This window comes from Polyangium mundeleinium (assembly GCF_028369105.1).
Classification (GTDB): Bacteria; Myxococcota_A; Polyangia; order Polyangiales; family Polyangiaceae; genus Polyangium; species Polyangium mundeleinium.
The window spans coordinates 10,480,357-10,496,183 of sequence record NZ_JAQNDO010000001.1 but is presented as its reverse complement, the minus strand read 5'-3'; the positions used below and the strand labels follow the sequence as shown (position 1 = coordinate 10,496,183).

Below are 15,827 nucleotides of genomic sequence, written 5' to 3'. Positions count from 1 at the left end.
ATCAACGGGTCGGGCTGATCTTCTCAGGCCCGTGCCGGAACAGGGAAGAGCTCGTCCAGGATTTCTGGGACATGCTCGATGCTGGCGAGGTGACCACCGCCGGACCAGACAATGAGGCGCCCCCCAGGCACGGCGCGCGCCATTTTCTGCGCGAGCGAGTAGGGGGCGTTATGATCCTGGTCTCCGTGCCAGAAGATGACGGGAACACGAACGTCCTCCAGAAGAAACTGCCATGGCAGGACGACGAGGAGCTGCTCCGTGGCGAATCCGCGGGGGCCTTGACGGAAGGATTCGCGGATCTCTTCCTTCAAGAATTCCATGAAGGGGCCATCCGCAAGTATCTTCGCGTCGCCGGGCGGCATCGTCGCAGCCATGCGATGGAAAAATGAGTCTGCCAGTCGCGTGGTGTAAACGAGCTCCGAGACCACGGCAAGCGCGTAGCTGACGACGTGCGAGCTGTGCAAGATCCGAAGCGGCAAGCGATTGGCGGGTATCATCTCGGCGAACGCCGATACATTCGACAGCTCACCGATACCACTCGCGATTCCGGCCCGGATTACGCGGTCTGGAAGGTTGTGCGCCACTGCGGCAGCATAGGGCCCACCGCCGGAGATCCCGAGGACCGTGAAGCGCTTCCAGCCGAGATGGTCGGCGAGCGCCGCAATGTCCTTCGGATAATCGACGATGCGCCTCCTCGGCTGGTAATCCGAGAGTCCGACGCCGGGCCGCTCCGGACAGACGACAGCCACGCGTCTTTCGACCGCGACGTCGTGAAATGGGACGCCAATCTTCCGGCAGCTTGGCAGTCCGTGAAAAATAAATAATGGGGCGCCCGCAGGATCGCCATAGATGTCGAATGCTTGCTTGCGTCCATCCGCGAGTGTCATGGTCTCGTCGAGCATGGAGTCTCCAGAATCAGCCTCGCAGGGTAGCCAGGAGCGTTGAACCTTTCGCCGGAGGACATATGAATGTAGCAAGAGCCGTTCCTCTCCACTCCTGGCTGTTGCTTCGTAGGGCGTGGACAAATTTCACGCGGCGATCCCCGAAGAACGGCGCAAACTTCGAGTGCCGTGCGCGCGGCTTACACAGGTGCGAAAAAGTCGCTCGATGATGATCGGACGCAGGGCACTCCCTCGCTTCGGAGAGAGTTGTCTCGCCATCGCCACGGATGCAGTCGACTTACCAGCGTGACATTTGCGCCTGCCCCCGCGCTGGACGGCCATGGGATAGCACTGGGTCCGTCCTAACGATAGTAGAAGTCATCCCACAACCTGGCAGTAGGACCTTCGTCGGCGTCGTGCGCCTTGGATGCCTCGTCCTGTTCTTCCGGGCGCTCCTGAGCGGTGCGAACGTGGCTCGCAGGTCAGCACCAGCAGGCGCGCCCATCGAGGAAAACACAATGAGCGTGCGAAAACGGAATGACGGACGATGACAGGTAAGCTTCTATTACATGCGCGACGGCGAGCGCGCGCGACACCGCGAGGCCGCCATGGGCTGCCGAGCTCGCGCACAAGAGGAGCAACAATCAGCTCACGGTGCTGGGCAAGCTGTTCAATGTGGCGAAGGAATGGCGCAAGGTCGCGTCCGTTTCTTGCATTGGCTTTCTCCCGACGGCGGAGCCGGAGTTCGTTTTCCTCGATTTCGAGGAGGCCACGCGCCTCGTCGAGGCCGCGGAGGCGGACTTCCACCCGATGATTCTGCTCGGCCTCCGGACCGGGCTGCGTCAGGGAGAGTTGCTCGAGCTCCGGTGGACCGACGTGAATCTCGTGAAGGGCCTGCTCCGGGTTCGGCGATCGATTCGGAAAGGAAAGAGCTCGACCCCGAAGGATGGCAAGGGCCGCGACGTGCCGGTCTCCGACGAGGCGCGCACGGCGCTCCGGGCGCTTCCTTCACGTTTTGCCGGAGGGCTCGTTTTTCCCGGAGCTCGACGGCCCGGTCCGAGAGGATCGGTCCGGGCAAGATTTGGACACGATCGGAGTGAGAACAGCGAAGTAGCGCGGCAAATTTGAGTGGAGGCGCCGGGAATCGAACCCTGGCAGGATCTCGGGCGAGTCTGCTGGAACTTATCGGAATCATTTGGGTTTGTTCCTGCGGGGTGGCCCGGCGTCGTCCCTCTGAAGTCCGCTGAATTTCGCCGGCGTTCGTGATGTCTGGGCACGATTTGGGGCACGGTCGGGGGACCCTGAGCGGGGGTGTTGGCGTAGATGAAGTGTAGGTGCGTGTGTGGGGGATCAACACGGCTAACGGGTTGCCCCGACCTGTAGGACGCTTGATCACACCGTCGAGCGCAGGGCCCACAGTGTTGGGGCGCTCGCTTTGAGCCAGCCCGCTGTCCTGCTCGTCGGCTTCCCGACGCTACAGTGGCGTCTCGATGAATGACGACGACAAGACGCTGACCATCACGCGCACGAGTCGTGACACCATCCTCGTTCCCTCCGTGGAGATCGTCGTCGTGACCTCGGCCGACGATCGCGCTGTCGCGGCGCGGCCGTTGACCCTCCTTCTCGTGGTGATCGGTAGGCGTGTCACGGACCGGCCAATCGGATCCGGCTCGGGTCGGCAGACCGGATCCGTGAGATGTGGTCGCACCTACGCCCATCGAGCGTGCCGCCGTGCTCGGAGGCGGCAAGGGTTCCTGCGCGAAACCTGAAGCAGGTCGAGCCCTTGCCCCCTCCTGCGCGCGGCGCCAGAGGGGCGGTTGCGAGGCGCGGATGTGATGTGTCATACCCACGAGGTTCGGATCCGCTTGGCCGACCCGCTTGGGATCCGATTGGGCGGTCTTTGAGACGCGCCTTCGAGCCTCGGGAAGCCACTCGCTCCGATACGCCTCGGTCCCGGCGACCTTCGCGTGCGCGAGGCGCTCGACGAGCTTCCTCGTGGGCTTGACCTGCGCCCGTCCGCGCGGGGCGACGACGGGCTTGAGGCCCTCGGGGAGCAGCGCGCCTGCGATCCGGCCCCGCCGCCCGCCGTCCGCGATCTCCGCGGCGCGGGCCGACGAGCGGAGCGTCTGATCCACACGATGCTCGGCGAATCGCATCCGGGCCCGCGCCCGGAGCATCGGGGCGCGCAAGGCGAGGCGCTCGCGGTGCTGCGCGGCGAGCTCGTCGTTGAGCGCCTGGAAGCCGTCGGCGACCGGGGCGGTCTCGGGGCAATGGCGAAGGCCGGCCACGAGCTCGACGCCATACTCGAAACGAACGGTCGACGAGACATCGATACGATACTTGCGCATGGGAGGCTCCCTGGGCCGAAGGCCCGGTGATGGTCCGATTCCGTGCCCGCAGCGCAGGCAGCGCCGTCGGGGGCGCGTTGAACGCAGGAATGGCGGCCCGGATTCACGAGGAGCAGGAAAGTTACGCTCGGGTCGTCCGGCGGGAGGTCGAGAGGGCGCGAAATCGTGACGGGTGGCCTGATTCCGGAGGCGCAGGGCGCACGGGACGCGGACGGGTCCCTCGCGCCTCGGGGATCGGGGGACGCGAGGCCCTACCCGTCCGCCGGTTCATAACCGGAAGGAATGCCCCGCAGCGGACATGAGGACGAGATGAGGTGCGTAGAGGAGCGCGCGGCGCGCAAGACGAATTCCAGGAACATGGCGTGCCCGCCGAGGCTTACAAGAGGAGACAGAGGTTCGGGCGCTGGTCAGCCACGTCAATGGCAAAAAGAGTGCCGCCCGCCCGCGCCGCGCCGTTCGGGAGACGCGTCATCCAGCAGGGCGTCCTTTTCGGTTCGCATTGGAAGATATGCGAAGCAGCCACCCATGGCGCGCGCCCATATAAGGAGAAGTGCTGGCGTACTCGTGTTCGCACTTTCGACGTTTGAAAGATAAGTGTTGACATCGAATCCCAAATCCATGATAAGGTGCCCGGGCGTCCGGGGACTCCTTGAGTATTCTTAGAACGGTCGAACCCCGGCGTTGACGCCGGGAGATGTCTGCGCGCCCCGTGAGCGCGACGTCGAGCATGGCAGGCAGTCGAGAAGCGCCGCGAGCGCCCTGGATCCAGGGAGGCGGACGCAGGAATACTCCGGTATTCCGCGGACGACGACCGACGATCCAGGGCGCGCAGCACGTTCATCGACAGCATGCTGGTGCAATCGAAGGTACCCGTGCCGGAGGAATGCGGTTCGTGGCGAGCTTTTATGCCATTCATTCCGTCGCCGATTCGCTGGCGTCGTACCTGAGGTACGCGTATCAGGCGGATCAGGCGAAGCCCGAGCACTCGTCGCTCCTGCGGAGCTGCGATTTCGCCGTCCTGTCGAGCGGTGAAATGGGCGATGTGGGCGAAGGCGAAGACGCGCCGGTCAAGCCGCGGGTGTCGCTCTACATGTACCGAGCGACGGTCAACGAGCACCTCAGAAATCAGCCGCTCGGAGCGAGGCCCTCCGACGCGCCGCCCCCGCTCGCGCTCGATCTGCATTTCTTGCTCACGGTGTGGTCAGACAAGGTCGAGGACGAGCTCAGGATCATGGGGTGGACGATGTTGAAGCTGCACACCCACCAGATCCTCGGCGCCTCCGATCTCACGGAGGAAGGCAAATTCGGGCCGGACGAGGTCATCCACGTGATCCCCGCCGAGCTCTCGAACGAAGATCTGATGCGCATCTGGGACGCGATCCGGCGCCCCTACTGCCTCAGCGCCTCGTACATCGCGCGCGTCGTGCGCCTCGAGGATCTCGGAACGTACGATCCGGCCAAACCCGTCCTCGCGCGGCGCTTCGAGGTCCAGGGCAAGGGAGGTGGCTCGTGATCGTCGAGCTCGTCGACGACCGCGTGCTCGGCGCGATCCGCTTCCTCGATGCGGAGACGGGATTGCCGATCCTGAGTCCTCTCTCCGTCGCCGGGGAGGGAATACGCTTCGTCGCGAATCGCTCGGGCATGTTCGTGATCACCCGCGCGCGCACGGGCGCCGCGAGCGTCGATGCCGAGCTCGCGGCGTTCACGGGCTCCTTTCAAGCGCCGCCCGGCGCGCCGGCGCATGGATCCGTCGCGCTCGAGTTCACGGTCGCCGATCCCGGCGGGCGGTATCTCTCGCGTGTCGGCACCGTGCACCTGCCGCGCAGCCAATCGAATGCCGCGTTTTTGCCCGTCGAGTACCTCCTTTATCCATCCCCCATCGCGCGCCCCGTCGCGGTGACGACGAGCGTGCGGCTGTCGATCTCGTACGACGACGGGGAGAAGGTCGCGGGCGCGATCGTGGAGGTCTCCGTGCCCGTCGACGAAAACGTCACGCGTGTCGGCCGCGGCTTGTCCGACGCGCGCGGCGAGGCGATCGTCTTCGTGCCGCGTATCCCCGTCGTCCGATGGGGAGAGGACACGAGCGGGGCCGTCGCGACAGCTCCTTTCGAGGGAGAGGCGCGCGTCTACCTCGCGAAGGCGGGCTACGCGCCGCTTTATCCCGACGAGCGCGACGAGAACAACGCGACGCTCGCTTGGCAAGGGGCCATCGAGCTCGTCTCGGGTCGAGAGCACCGGCTAGATCCCATTACCATTCCGACGAACCCACCTACACCTTGATCCATCCTCGAAGGAGGGGCCCTCGTGCCTGAATACCTCGCGCCTGCAGTATACGTGGAAGAGACGAGCTTCCGCTCCAAATCCATCGAAGGGGTGAGCACCAGCACCACTGGCTTCGCTGGGCCCGCGCGCAAGGGCCCGGTCGGCGAGCCCGAGCTCGTCACGAGCTTCGCCGATTTCGCGCGGCTCTTCGGCGGGCTCGCCGATCTCGATCTCGGCCAGGGCGTCGATCCCCTGAATTACCTCGCGCACGCCGTGCGCGCCTATTTCAACGAGGGAGGCGGTAGGCTCTACGTCGCCCGTGTCTTCGGCGGTGATCCGGAGACGGACGGGATCGCGAGCCTCACCTTCGCGGTGGGGGGTCACAACGTGACGCTCGCGGCCCGCTTCCCCGGCAGCACGGGCAATGGCAAGTTCGTCTTCCGCGGCGTGAGGACGCCGGCCGCCGATGCGGCGCTCGCCGGCGCCTCCGAGGGGACGATCGCGGTCGTCACCGCGAACGCGTCGCCCGCGGCCGCGAAGGCCGACACGGCGCTCGGACCGACGTTCGACTTGAAGAACCTCACCACCCTCGCGCTCATCGCCGAGGCGAACAACGTCGCCACGCCGAAGACCATCACGTTCAAGGGCAAATCGGCCGAGGTCACGTCGGATACGGTGGGCACGCCCGGGAACGTGACGATCGCCAATGGTGAGGCGCTCGTCGTCGAGATCGGCGATCTTGAGCAGACGATCCCCCTCACGACCGGCACCTCGCTCGAGGCGATCGCCATCGAGATCAACAAGAGCCTGCGCGGCGGGTATGCGTTCGTGTCCGGCGCGACGCTCGTCCTCGGCACGGACGCGGCGGGTACGGGCGCTCGGATCGAGGTGAAATCGTCTCCCGCGACGATCGCGTTCACCACGCCGCTCAAGGACAATGCGAACGACACGGCGAACAACAACGTCCCCGACATCCATGCGGTCGGGGTGAGCGACATCCAGGCCCGCATCAATGCGGAGAACCTCGCCGTCAAGGTGTTCATCGACAAGGACGGCAAACTCACGTTCGCCACGACGGCGACCGGCTCGAAGGCAAAGATCACGGTGGAGGGGACGGGGACCGCGAACGCCGCGCTCGGCTTCGACACCCAGGCCAACACGGTGGGCGAGGGCGACGGCAGCGCGACCGATCTGTTCTTCAAGAAGCTCGCGAATGGAAACTGGGCGGACGCGGACGGCAATACGAGCACGGCCGCGCAGCTGCTCGCGCAGGGGGATGTGTCCCTCTTGTCGCTCTCGCTCACGACGATCGACGCCGACGGCGACGAGACGACGTACGAAAACCTCGCGGTCGACAAGGCGCACCCGCGCTTCATCGGCAACGTCCTCCCACCGGACGCGAAGAGCCGCGCGGATCACCTCGGGCGCCTCTTCTCGGTGACGGTCTCGACGAACGTCGATACGTTCGATCTCTTGACGGCGCTGCTCGCGAACAGCGGCGTACGGCAGCTCGCGGGCGGAGACGACGGCGGCGAGCCCGTCACGGCGAGCTACGCGAAGGGCTTCGCGGCGCTCGGCGGCGTCGAGGACATCTCGATCATCGCGGCCCCTGGCTCGTCGGCGTACACGGACGCGCACGGCATTCGGACCGAGCTCATCGCCGCGGCGGAGACGAGGCGCGCCTACCGGATCGCGGTCGTCGATCCGCCGAAGGGCCTCACGATTTCGGAGGTCCAGACGCTCCGCGCGAAGCACGACTCGACGCGCGCGGCGCTTTATTACCCCTGGGTCGTCGTGCCGAACCCGCTCGCGAGGCCCGGCAGCACGGACCCGCGCGAGCTCGTGCTCCCCCCGTCCGGCTTCGTTTGCGGCATCTATGCCCGCAGCGACGTCGAGCGAGGCGTGTGGAAGGCGCCCGCGAACGAGGTCGTCCGGAGCGCGCTCCGCTTCGACACCGACGTGAACTTCGCGGAGCAGGAGGTCTTGAACCCGATCGGGATCAATTGCCTGCGTTACCTCTCCGGCCGCGGATACCGCGTCTGGGGCGCGCGCACGATGAGCTCGGATCCCGAGTGGAAATACGTCAACGTGCGCCGCTACTTCAACTACATCGAGCGCTCGATCGACGTCGGGACGCAATGGGCCGTCTTCGAGCCGAACGGCGAGCGGCTCTGGGCGAACGTACGCGAGACGATCGGCAGCTTCCTCTACAACGAGTGGCGCTCGGGCGCGCTGCTCGGCGCGGACGCGAAGCAGGCCTATTTCGTCCGCTGCGATCGCAGCACGATGACGCAGAACGACCTCGACAATGGCAGGCTCATCTGCCTCGTCGGCGTGGCCGTCGTCAAGCCCGCCGAGTTCGTCATCTTCCGGATCGGCCAGAAGACCGCCGACGCGGGCAACTGACGAGGAGAACGTAGATCGCCATGAGCACGAGCAAGCGACCGCCCTACGGGGCATTCAATTTCACGGTCTCAATCGACGGGAGCGACGCGTTCGGCGGGTTCTCGGACGTCTCCGGGCTCAACACTGAGTTCACGATGGCCGAGTACCGCGAGGGCAGCGACCCGGACAACCACGTCCGCAAGGTGCCCGGCATCTACAAGACGGGCGACGTCACGCTCAAGCGCGGCATCGTCGATTCCAGGGCGTTCTGGGACTGGATCGCCGACATCCGCAAGCGCGGGCCGCTCGGCCGCAAGGAGGTGCTCATCACGCTGCTCGACGAGGCGCGCAAGCCCGTCCAGGCGTGGAAGCTCCTCAACGTGACCCCCATGAAATACACGGGGCCGACGCTCGCGGCGAAGGGCGGCGGCGACGTGGCCATGGAGGAGATCGTCCTCTCGGCCGAGGACATTCAAATGGGCTTCCCTGACGTCACCTGATCGACGGGGCTACGCGCGTGATGAACCGGCTCGTCTTCGATAGCGCCCCTCGGGCTCCCGCGAGGGGCAGCGCGCGAATGGATGTGGCCCTCTTCGTGGGGTTCGCCGAGCGCCGCGCCGATGTGCCCGTCGCGGCCTCGATCAAGCGTTGGCTCGAGGAGGCCGGTTGGACGCGCGGGCCTTACAAGCGAGACGACGAGGAGAATCCCACGCTCGTCGACGTGCCGGTGCCGATCGATCGATGGGAGACCTTCGATCGGCATTTCGCGTGGGATCGTCGCGACGGACTCTCGGCGCCGCGTGCCGGGACGTACCTCGGCGCCGCCGTCCGCTCGTTCTTCGCGCAAGGGGGGCGGGCGTGTTACGTCGTCGCGCTCGCCCCACCGAAATGGTCCGAGGGGAGCCAGAGTGACCGTTTGACGCACCTCGCGGAGCTGCTCCCCGGCGTGGGCGTGTCATTCGACGCGTCTCCCGTCGATCGGGCGCTCTGGAGGGGCGCGGCGCACGTGCTCGGTTTGCCCGACGTCTCGCTGCTCTGCTTGCCCGACCTCGCGGCGCTCTGCGCGGCCGACGTCGCTCCCCCGGCGCCGCCGGTGGTGCCTTCGGGCGCGCCCGAGGTCTTCGTGGAATGCTCGACGCCGTCGACGTCTTCGACCTTCACCATGTCGCCGCCCGCCGCGGGCGTGCCTCGCTGCAATGCATTGGGGTACGACGCGTGGGCCACGTTCGTCGCGCGCGCGGGGGCGATGCTGGCGCGCCACGCGCGCGAGGTCGAGTTCGTCGCGGCGCTGCCCATTCCGCTCCGCGACGAGGATACCGCGCTCGCCGAGGAGGACCTGCACGCGTTTTTGCTCACGTCCGGCGGCGAGGGCGGCGCGTGGTCGCTCCTTCCTCGGCTCGAGAGCTCGTTCGTTCAAATCGTGTATCCGTGGGTGAAGACGCCGGCGTCGGCGCTCTTGCCCGGCGGCGTCGAGAGCCCCGACGCCGTGCTCGCGGGCGTGCTCGCGCGGAATGCCATCGCGCGCGGCACGTTCCGCAGCGCGATGGGCGCGGAGCTCGCCGACGTATTCCAAATTTTCCCATTGCTCGAGCGCAGCGCGATCGCGTCGCGGCCGCGGGCTTCGATGCTCGGGCCGGTGACGAAGGGCGGGCACACGAAGCGCGCGCTCGACGTGCCGCTCGTCGACCGCATTTCGCTCCTCGGCACGACGCCTTCGGGCCTGCGGCTGCTCTCGGACGTCACGACCTCGCCGGACGAGGCATATCGTCAGGGCGGGCTGCAGAGGCTCGTCTCGGTGCTCACGCGCGCCTTGCGCGACGTCGGTGCCGCCATCGTGTTCGAGCCGGCCAATACGCAGACACACGCGCGCATCGTGCGGCGCATCGAGGGGATCGTCACGCGGCTCTGGGAGCTCGGCGCGCTCCGCGGCGCGGCGCCGGAGGAGGCGTTTTCCGTGCGCTGCGACGATACCACGACGACGCAGGCCGACGTCGACGCGGGGCGCCTCGTGGCCGAGATCGAGTTTTTGCCGGCGCACGCGATCGAGCGCATTCGCGTGACATTGACGCTGCGCGAGGACGGCGCCGCGTCGCTCGGGAGGAGGGAGGCGCCGTGACGACGAAAGCGCCGTTCTTGCGACCGCCGATGTACGCGTTCCGGTTCGAGCTCGCGTTCGATCCGGAGCCGTTCAAGCGGCCGAAAGGCGAGACCGTCGGCTCGTTCGCGGAGTGCACCGGGCTCGAGGCCACGATGGAGCCGAAGGTGATCAAGGCGGGCGGGAACAATTATGGCGGAAAGCAGCTCGCCGGCCCCGTCACGTTCGCCACGGTGGTGCTCCGGCGCGGCATCTCGCGCGGCGGGCAGCTCTTCAAATGGTTTCACCGCGTGGCGAGCGGCGATTACGGTCATCGGTGCGGCGTGACGATCACCGTCTTCCCGCCCGACGGGGACAGCGAGCCGCTCCTCTGGAAGCTCTCGCGCGCCATGCCGGTGAAATTCAAGGCCGCCGATCTGAATGCGAGGGCCACCGAGGTGGGCATCGAGGAGCTGCACCTCGTCCACGAGGGGCTCACGCTCGAGCTCGGCAAGGGAGGCAGCAAGTGAGCGATCCGAAGCGAGCCCAGTTCGTGGTCAAGCGAGCTGGCGGCAAGAAGCAGACGATCGACGTCGATTTCAATCCGGCGTCGCTCCAGCTCACGATGGAGACCAAGCTCGCCCAGAGCAAGGACAAGAAGCTCGGCAAGCAGCAGGTCGTCAACGAGAGCACCTCGAAGCTCTCGATGGAGCTCGTGTTCGACACGACGGTCACGGGGGCGAACGTCTGCGACAAGACCGAGCAGGTCGCGCGCATGCTCGGCGACACGAAGGGCAGCCCCCCGCCCGAGGTCCTGTTTTCCTGGGGCGCATTCGCGTTCACGGGCCTCGTGGATTCGTACAAGGAGACGATCGAGTTTTTCTCGGCCGACGGCGTCCCGCTCCGCTCGACGGTCGCGCTCGGGATGACGAGCAAGAAGGACGTCTTCAATCGCGGCCCGGACGGACTCAAGGCGGGCAAATGGGCCGGATCCTCGTCGATGGAGAAGGGCGCGACGGAGACGCCGCGCGCGCCGGGGCAATCGACGACGGACGCGGGCACGGAGGGCGGCGATCCGAACGCCGGCCGGGCGATCGCGGAGCAAAATAGCGAAGAAAACATGCGTTTTCCCGAGTCGGACACGCTCACCGTGGACGACGCGGCCCCGCTCGCGCCGCCCGTCCCGTTCGCCGAGGGGGGATCCGGCGCGGGGTTCGGTGCGTCGGCGGAGCTCGGATTCGGGATATCGGCCGAGTTCGGGTTCTCGGCCGAGTTTGGTATTGGTGTCTCGGCCGATTTCGGCGTGTCGGCCGAGTTCGGCCTCGGCGTGTCGGCCGATTTGGGGATCTCTTCCGATTTCGGCGGAGGAGGAGGTTCGTCCGGGATCGGGGGCTCCTCGGGCGGCGGCGTGTCCGGAGGTCTTGGTTCGTCGGCGGGGGGCACGAGCCGCCCCAGCGGTGCGTCTGCGGGACCCTCGCGTTCGTCCGGGGGCAGGACGCTCGGCGCCGTCGGGGCCGCGGGACCGCGCGCGAGGCTCTCCGGCGGCGCTACCGCCGGCGCGACGCGGGGGACGCGAAGTGGACTGCCCGGCCAAACCTCCGCCGCCGCAGGCGGTCCGGCCCGCGGGAGCCGCGCGTCGGCGGGCGTCCCGGCGACCCAGGGCGCTTTTGATGGCATTCACACGCCTTCCCCCGGGCAGGGGGCCGCGCGGAGGCCGCGGCTCGATCCTTCGCGGCTGCTCCCGTCGTCCGAGCCGGGAACGGAGCGCGTCGACGAGGACGCGGTGTTCGAGATCGGGGGCAAGCTCGTGGCCGGCGCGCCGCGGCTCGGCGGCGCGAAGAGGCGCGTTCGATTCGACGAGGAATGAGCATGCGCATATCGATCGACAAGGTGGTGGGCAGCGTCGCCCAGGGCCCCGGCGATGGCTCCGGCGGCGAGCTATCGAGCCCGCGCGACGCCGCGCCCGAGGAGGGCGCGCTGGTCGAGGAGCGCATCGACGAGATCGAGCGCGAGCTCCGCATCCGCGCCGCGCGGCGAGCGCGTCGCTGTGCCGATTGAAAGGTCCCCGGGCGAGCACGAACGACCATGGCCGAGACGAACCTCACCGAAGAAGACATCAACCGCGTGCGGCCGACCGTGCGGGTCTCCGGCAAGGCCTCCGACGGGGTGACGAGGCTCTTGTCGAGCATGCGCATGGAGGAATCCGAGGGCGGGATGTCGTCGCTCGAGCTGCGCCTGCTCAATGCCGCGCGCTTCGAGGACGGTGAGGTCGAGCTCGCCTTCGAGGACGAGGCCACGATCCGGCACGGCGTCGAGATCGCGGTTTATGCGGGTGACGAGCTGGGCCCGCAGGAGATCTTCCGCGGCCTCGTCACGGGGCTCGAGGGGACGTTCGAGGTCGGTGTGGCGCCGGAGCTCTTCGTGCTCGCGGAGGACGCGCTCCAGCGGGCGCGCTTGTCGAGGCGAACCCGCGTGATCGAGGACGCGCGCATCGATTCGATCGCGAAGGAGCTCGCCTCGCGCATCGGCCTCGATCCCGTCGTGAAAGGTTTCACGGAGTCGCTCGGCACGCAGGTGCAGCTCGACGAGACGGACCTCGCATTCCTGCGGCGCATGCTCGCCGCGCGTGACGGCGACGTGCAGGTGGTGGGCAAAGAGCTGCACGTCTCGCCGCGCAAGGACGTCCGCCGCGGCGTGCTCGAGCTCATGCTCGGCCGCGCGCTGCGCCGCGCGCGCGTCACGGCCGATCTGGCGCATCAGGTCACCGAGGTGACCGTGGGCGGCTGGGACGCGGTCGCGGGCCGGAGGGTCGAGGGCAGCGGCACAGGGACGAACCTCGGGCCCGGCGCGGGGCGGCGCGGATCGGCGCTGCTCGAGGCCGCCGTGGGCGCGCGAATCGAGCACCTGCGCGACGTGCCTGCGACGACCGACGACGAGGCGCGCGCGATTGCGGAGGCGAGCTTCGATCGCCGGGCGCGCCGGTTCGTCTGCGTCGACGCGACGGCCGAGGGCAACCCTGCGCTGCGCGTGGGCACGCACGTCCGCCTCATCGGCCTCGGCCCGCGGTTCGACAATACGTACGTCGTCGTGCGGGCCCAGCACCGCTTCGACGTCGAGCGCGGGTACGAGATCGATTTCGAGGCCGAATGCGCCTTCCTGGGAGGACCGTGATGCAAGCCCCCGAAGCCCCTCGAACCCCGAGCCTCGGCGCGCTCCACGGGACCTATCTCGGCCGCGTCGTCGACGTCGCCGACCCGGAAAACCTCGCGCGGGTAAAGGTTCGGCTCACGACGACGTCGCCGGGCGTCGGTGATACCGACGCCGCGGTGTGGGCCCGCGTCGCGGTCCCGTTCGCCGGGGGCGGTCGGGGCGCGTTTTTCCTGCCAGACGTCGACGACGAGGTCGCGGTCGTGTTCGTCAATGGGGATCCGCGCCAGCCGCTCGTCGTGGGTGCGCTCTGGAGCGGCTCGGCGAAGGCGCCGGACGAACTCGGCGGCAATCGCGTCGATCGGTGGACGATCACCGGAAAGCGGGGCAGCCGCGTCGCGATCGTCGAGGCGGCGGACGGGCAGGCGACGGTGACGATCAGCACGCCCGGCGGCGAATCGATCACCGTCGAGCAGACGAGCGGCGGCCGTATCGTCGTCGAGGCGGCGAACAACAAGATCACCCTCGACACGAAGGGCGTGACGGTCGACGCGGCCCAGAAGGTGACGGTCAACGGCGCCCAGGTCGAGGTCAATGCGGCCGACGTCAAGGTCAACGCCGTGATGTCGACGTTCTCGGGCATCGTGAAATGCGACGTCCTCCAGGCGGTGACCGTCGTCGCCAATACCTACACGCCGGGAGCTGGGAACGTATGGTAGCGCATCCGGTTTCATTGCGCGGGCTCGGGTTCGACGGGCGGACGGGGGATCCGCTCCCCGCCGAAGGGGGCCGTCCGGTGCTCGTCGAGCGAACGGACGACGATTTCGTCGTGGCTCTCCTCGCGGAGCTCGCGACCGCCGAGGGGCGCAAGGCGATCGCGAAGGCGACGCGGAGCGCGGGCGAGCCCGTCACGTCCCTCTCGCTGCTTCAGCCCGTTCACCGCTCGTTTTACCTCGCGGTGTTCGAGGTCGTCTGCGAGGTGTTCGGCGAACCTCGCCTCGATCCGAAGCAGATCGACAGCGCGGGCCTCGTGCTGCGGCGCGTGAACAAATCGGGCGCGCGCGAGGGGTGGATGCGCAAGAATGGGCAGGCGATCGGCTGGGTCGAGCTCGGCCCGGAGGAGCTCGATCGGGATCCGGATCCCGCGCGCCGGAAATCGCCCCACGCGGCCGGCAATGCCGAGATCGAGGCTCGGCTCGCCTCGACCCTCGGCGCGCCCGATCCGCTCGAGGAGGCGACGACCCTGCTCTTCGTCGCGCCGCCGAACGTCTGCGCCGCGGTGGGAAAAACCATTCTTTATGGGCTCGTGCCCCTCGCCAGCAGCGAGTTCGCGAGGACGAACCTGGCCCCGCCGAATTACGACGAGGGCGAGATCCGCGACATGCTCTCGCCTTATTTCGTCGTCTCGCCCTCCGCGCCGAGTTTGCGCGGGCTCGCGGGTAAAACATTCACGCGCAAATGGCGCGAGGAGCTCGCGGAGGACAAGACGTTCCTCGCCGAGGCGGGGGGCGACAAGGCGCTCGCCGAGACGCTCAGGAACACCGCCGTCGCGACGCTCGAGCGATTCGTGATCATGCTGCGCGGCCTCTCCGCCGTGTTCGACGCGTTCGAGAATCCGAGCATGAAGAAAGCGCTCGACGGCGTGCTCCTGCCGTACAAGGGCGAGGCCAAAGGGCGCCCCGCGGGCAAGACGCTCGCGGACGCCGCGGAAGTGTTCGTTCATGACAAGCGCAACCAATCGTTCGTGATGCCCGCGTCGTGGCCGGCGATCACGCAGGCGCAGGCGGCGACGATCGCGGCCGCTGCGTCGCTAGCGTCGCAGAAGCGCGTCGCCGCGATCGCGCCGCGGCGGGGGCGCTTCGACGACATCGACGCGACGTACGAGATCCAGGCGTTCGTCCGGGTGAAGCGCGACGACGGGTGCCCGCCGAAGCTTTCGTTTTGCGCCGCGCCGAGCCGCGCCTTCCGCGTGGCGCCCTGGTACGAGAATGGCAACCTGCCGCCGATCCAGGTCGCGCTGCCGCCCATCGACAAGGATAACATCAAGAAGTTTTTGCCGAACGTGGCCTTCCGCGTCCCGAAGAACATCTTCGACATGCTCGCGAAGAACAAGCCCGAGGATTTCCTCGACGGGAAGGCGAAGGAGGGCGCCGGCGGGATCGACTGGATCTGCGGGTTCAACATCCCGATCATCACGCTCTGCGCGTTCCTCGTGCTGAACATCTTCATCGGGCTCTTCAACATCGTCTTCTTCTGGATTGCATTCATCAAGATATGCATCCCGGTGCCGAAGAGCCTCACCCAGGGCCTGCCGAAAGGGATGACGTCATGACCAGCCGCGCCTCGCCCCCGCGCCCGCCGGTGGGTTTTCCCTTGCTCGCCGTGCCCGACGACGTGGGCGAACTGCATTTCCCCACGCTCGAGGAGAGCGTGCGCCAGGCGATTCAGATCATCCTGCGCACGCGCCCGGGCGAGCAGCTCATGCGCCCGGCGTTCGGCGCGGGGCTCGAGAGCTTCGTGGGCGAGCCGAGCACGCTCGCCACGCGGCGCCGCATCCGCGACACCATCGCCGATGCGCTCGCCCGCTGGGAAGACCGCATCGACGTCGAGCGCATCGACGTCGTCGACGTGGACAGCGCGCCCGCGGAGGTCCGCGTGGAGATCGTCTACCGCCTGCGCCGCACGGGTCTCGTGCAATCGCTCGGGCTGACCATGGATCTCGGAGGATAG

General features: G+C 67.7%; 15 protein-coding genes. 14 read left to right on the top strand and 1 reads right to left on the bottom strand.

Annotated elements, in window-relative coordinates:
- Nucleotides 1–23: 23 nt before the first annotated feature.
- A complete protein-coding gene (locus tag POL67_RS41455) occupies nucleotides 24–902 on the bottom strand; it encodes an alpha/beta fold hydrolase (RefSeq protein ID WP_271926580.1) in 879 nt (292 codons plus the stop codon).
- 633 nt (nucleotides 903–1,535) lie between these two features.
- Here POL67_RS41455 and POL67_RS41450 point away from each other — a divergent pair.
- The 14 genes from POL67_RS41450 (at nucleotide 1,536) to POL67_RS41385 (ending at nucleotide 15,827) form a co-directional block, all read left to right on the top strand.
- The gene (locus tag POL67_RS41450; RefSeq protein ID WP_271926579.1) at nucleotides 1,536–2,009 is read left to right on the top strand and encodes a tyrosine-type recombinase/integrase; all 474 of its coding nucleotides are present in this window, start codon (nucleotides 1,536–1,538) and stop codon (nucleotides 2,007–2,009) included.
- 839 nt (nucleotides 2,010–2,848) lie between these two features.
- Nucleotides 2,849–3,259, top strand: a complete 411-nt coding sequence (locus POL67_RS41445) for a hypothetical protein (RefSeq protein WP_271926578.1) — start codon at nucleotides 2,849–2,851, stop codon at nucleotides 3,257–3,259.
- An 862-nt stretch (nucleotides 3,260–4,121) separates the two neighbouring features.
- Complete coding sequence (locus POL67_RS41440) at nucleotides 4,122–4,742, top strand: Pvc16 family protein (protein ID WP_271926577.1); 621 nt, start codon at nucleotides 4,122–4,124, stop codon at nucleotides 4,740–4,742.
- Nucleotides 4,739–5,509: a hypothetical protein gene (locus tag POL67_RS41435; protein ID WP_271926576.1), complete on the top strand. Its 771-nt coding sequence runs from the start codon at nucleotides 4,739–4,741 to the stop codon at nucleotides 5,507–5,509. Before POL67_RS41440 ends, POL67_RS41435 begins: the two co-directional genes overlap by 4 nt.
- A 24-nt stretch (nucleotides 5,510–5,533) precedes the next feature.
- On the top strand, nucleotides 5,534–7,897 hold the full coding sequence (locus tag POL67_RS53935) for a phage tail sheath family protein (protein ID WP_271926575.1): 2,364 nt from the start codon (nucleotides 5,534–5,536) through the stop codon (nucleotides 7,895–7,897).
- A 20-nt stretch (nucleotides 7,898–7,917) separates the two neighbouring features.
- Complete coding sequence (locus POL67_RS41425) at nucleotides 7,918–8,376, top strand: phage tail protein (RefSeq protein ID WP_271926574.1); 459 nt, start codon at nucleotides 7,918–7,920, stop codon at nucleotides 8,374–8,376.
- A 77-nt stretch (nucleotides 8,377–8,453) separates the two neighbouring features.
- A complete protein-coding gene (locus tag POL67_RS41420; protein ID WP_271926573.1) occupies nucleotides 8,454–9,992 on the top strand; it encodes a phage tail sheath protein in 1,539 nt (512 codons plus the stop codon).
- Entirely contained in the window at nucleotides 9,989–10,480 is a 492-nt protein-coding gene (locus POL67_RS41415; RefSeq protein WP_271926572.1) for a phage tail protein, read from the top strand. The genes POL67_RS41420 and POL67_RS41415 overlap by 4 nt, the downstream gene beginning before the upstream one ends.
- A complete protein-coding gene (locus tag POL67_RS41410; RefSeq protein WP_271926571.1) occupies nucleotides 10,477–11,817 on the top strand; it encodes a CIS tube protein in 1,341 nt (446 codons plus the stop codon). The genes POL67_RS41415 and POL67_RS41410 overlap by 4 nt, the downstream gene beginning before the upstream one ends.
- A 2-nt stretch (nucleotides 11,818–11,819) precedes the next feature.
- Complete coding sequence (locus tag POL67_RS41405) at nucleotides 11,820–12,008, top strand: hypothetical protein (RefSeq protein WP_271926568.1); 189 nt, start codon at nucleotides 11,820–11,822, stop codon at nucleotides 12,006–12,008.
- 27 nt (nucleotides 12,009–12,035) lie between these two features.
- On the top strand, nucleotides 12,036–13,121 hold the full coding sequence (locus tag POL67_RS41400) for a phage late control D family protein (RefSeq protein ID WP_271926567.1): 1,086 nt from the start codon (nucleotides 12,036–12,038) through the stop codon (nucleotides 13,119–13,121).
- Nucleotides 13,121–13,816 carry a phage baseplate assembly protein V gene (locus POL67_RS41395; protein ID WP_271926564.1) on the top strand — a complete coding sequence of 232 codons (696 nt, stop codon included), beginning with the start codon at nucleotides 13,121–13,123 and terminating at the stop codon, nucleotides 13,814–13,816. Before POL67_RS41400 ends, POL67_RS41395 begins: the two co-directional genes overlap by 1 nt.
- On the top strand, nucleotides 13,810–15,429 hold the full coding sequence (locus POL67_RS41390) for a hypothetical protein (protein WP_271926562.1): 1,620 nt from the start codon (nucleotides 13,810–13,812) through the stop codon (nucleotides 15,427–15,429). Before POL67_RS41395 ends, POL67_RS41390 begins: the two co-directional genes overlap by 7 nt.
- On the top strand, nucleotides 15,426–15,827 hold the full coding sequence (locus tag POL67_RS41385) for a GPW/gp25 family protein (RefSeq protein WP_271926560.1): 402 nt from the start codon (nucleotides 15,426–15,428) through the stop codon (nucleotides 15,825–15,827). The genes POL67_RS41390 and POL67_RS41385 overlap by 4 nt, the downstream gene beginning before the upstream one ends.

Excerpts from the sequence above, each read along its gene's own strand:
- POL67_RS41405 (WP_271926568.1), top strand. The coding sequence starts at position 11,820 with ATGCGCATATCGATCGACAAGGTGGTGGGCAGCGTCGCCCAGGGCCCC.
- POL67_RS41400 (WP_271926567.1), top strand. The coding sequence starts at position 12,036 with ATGGCCGAGACGAACCTCACCGAAGAAGACATCAACCGCGTGCGGCCG.
- POL67_RS41455 (WP_271926580.1), bottom strand. The coding sequence starts at position 902 with ATGCTCGACGAGACCATGACACTCGCGGATGGACGCAAGCAAGCATTC.
- POL67_RS41395 (WP_271926564.1), top strand. The coding sequence starts at position 13,121 with ATGCAAGCCCCCGAAGCCCCTCGAACCCCGAGCCTCGGCGCGCTCCAC.
- POL67_RS41385 (WP_271926560.1), top strand. The coding sequence starts at position 15,426 with ATGACCAGCCGCGCCTCGCCCCCGCGCCCGCCGGTGGGTTTTCCCTTG.
- POL67_RS41420 (WP_271926573.1), top strand. The coding sequence starts at position 8,454 with ATGGATGTGGCCCTCTTCGTGGGGTTCGCCGAGCGCCGCGCCGATGTG.
- POL67_RS41425 (WP_271926574.1), top strand. The coding sequence starts at position 7,918 with ATGAGCACGAGCAAGCGACCGCCCTACGGGGCATTCAATTTCACGGTC.
- POL67_RS41390 (WP_271926562.1), top strand. The coding sequence starts at position 13,810 with ATGGTAGCGCATCCGGTTTCATTGCGCGGGCTCGGGTTCGACGGGCGG.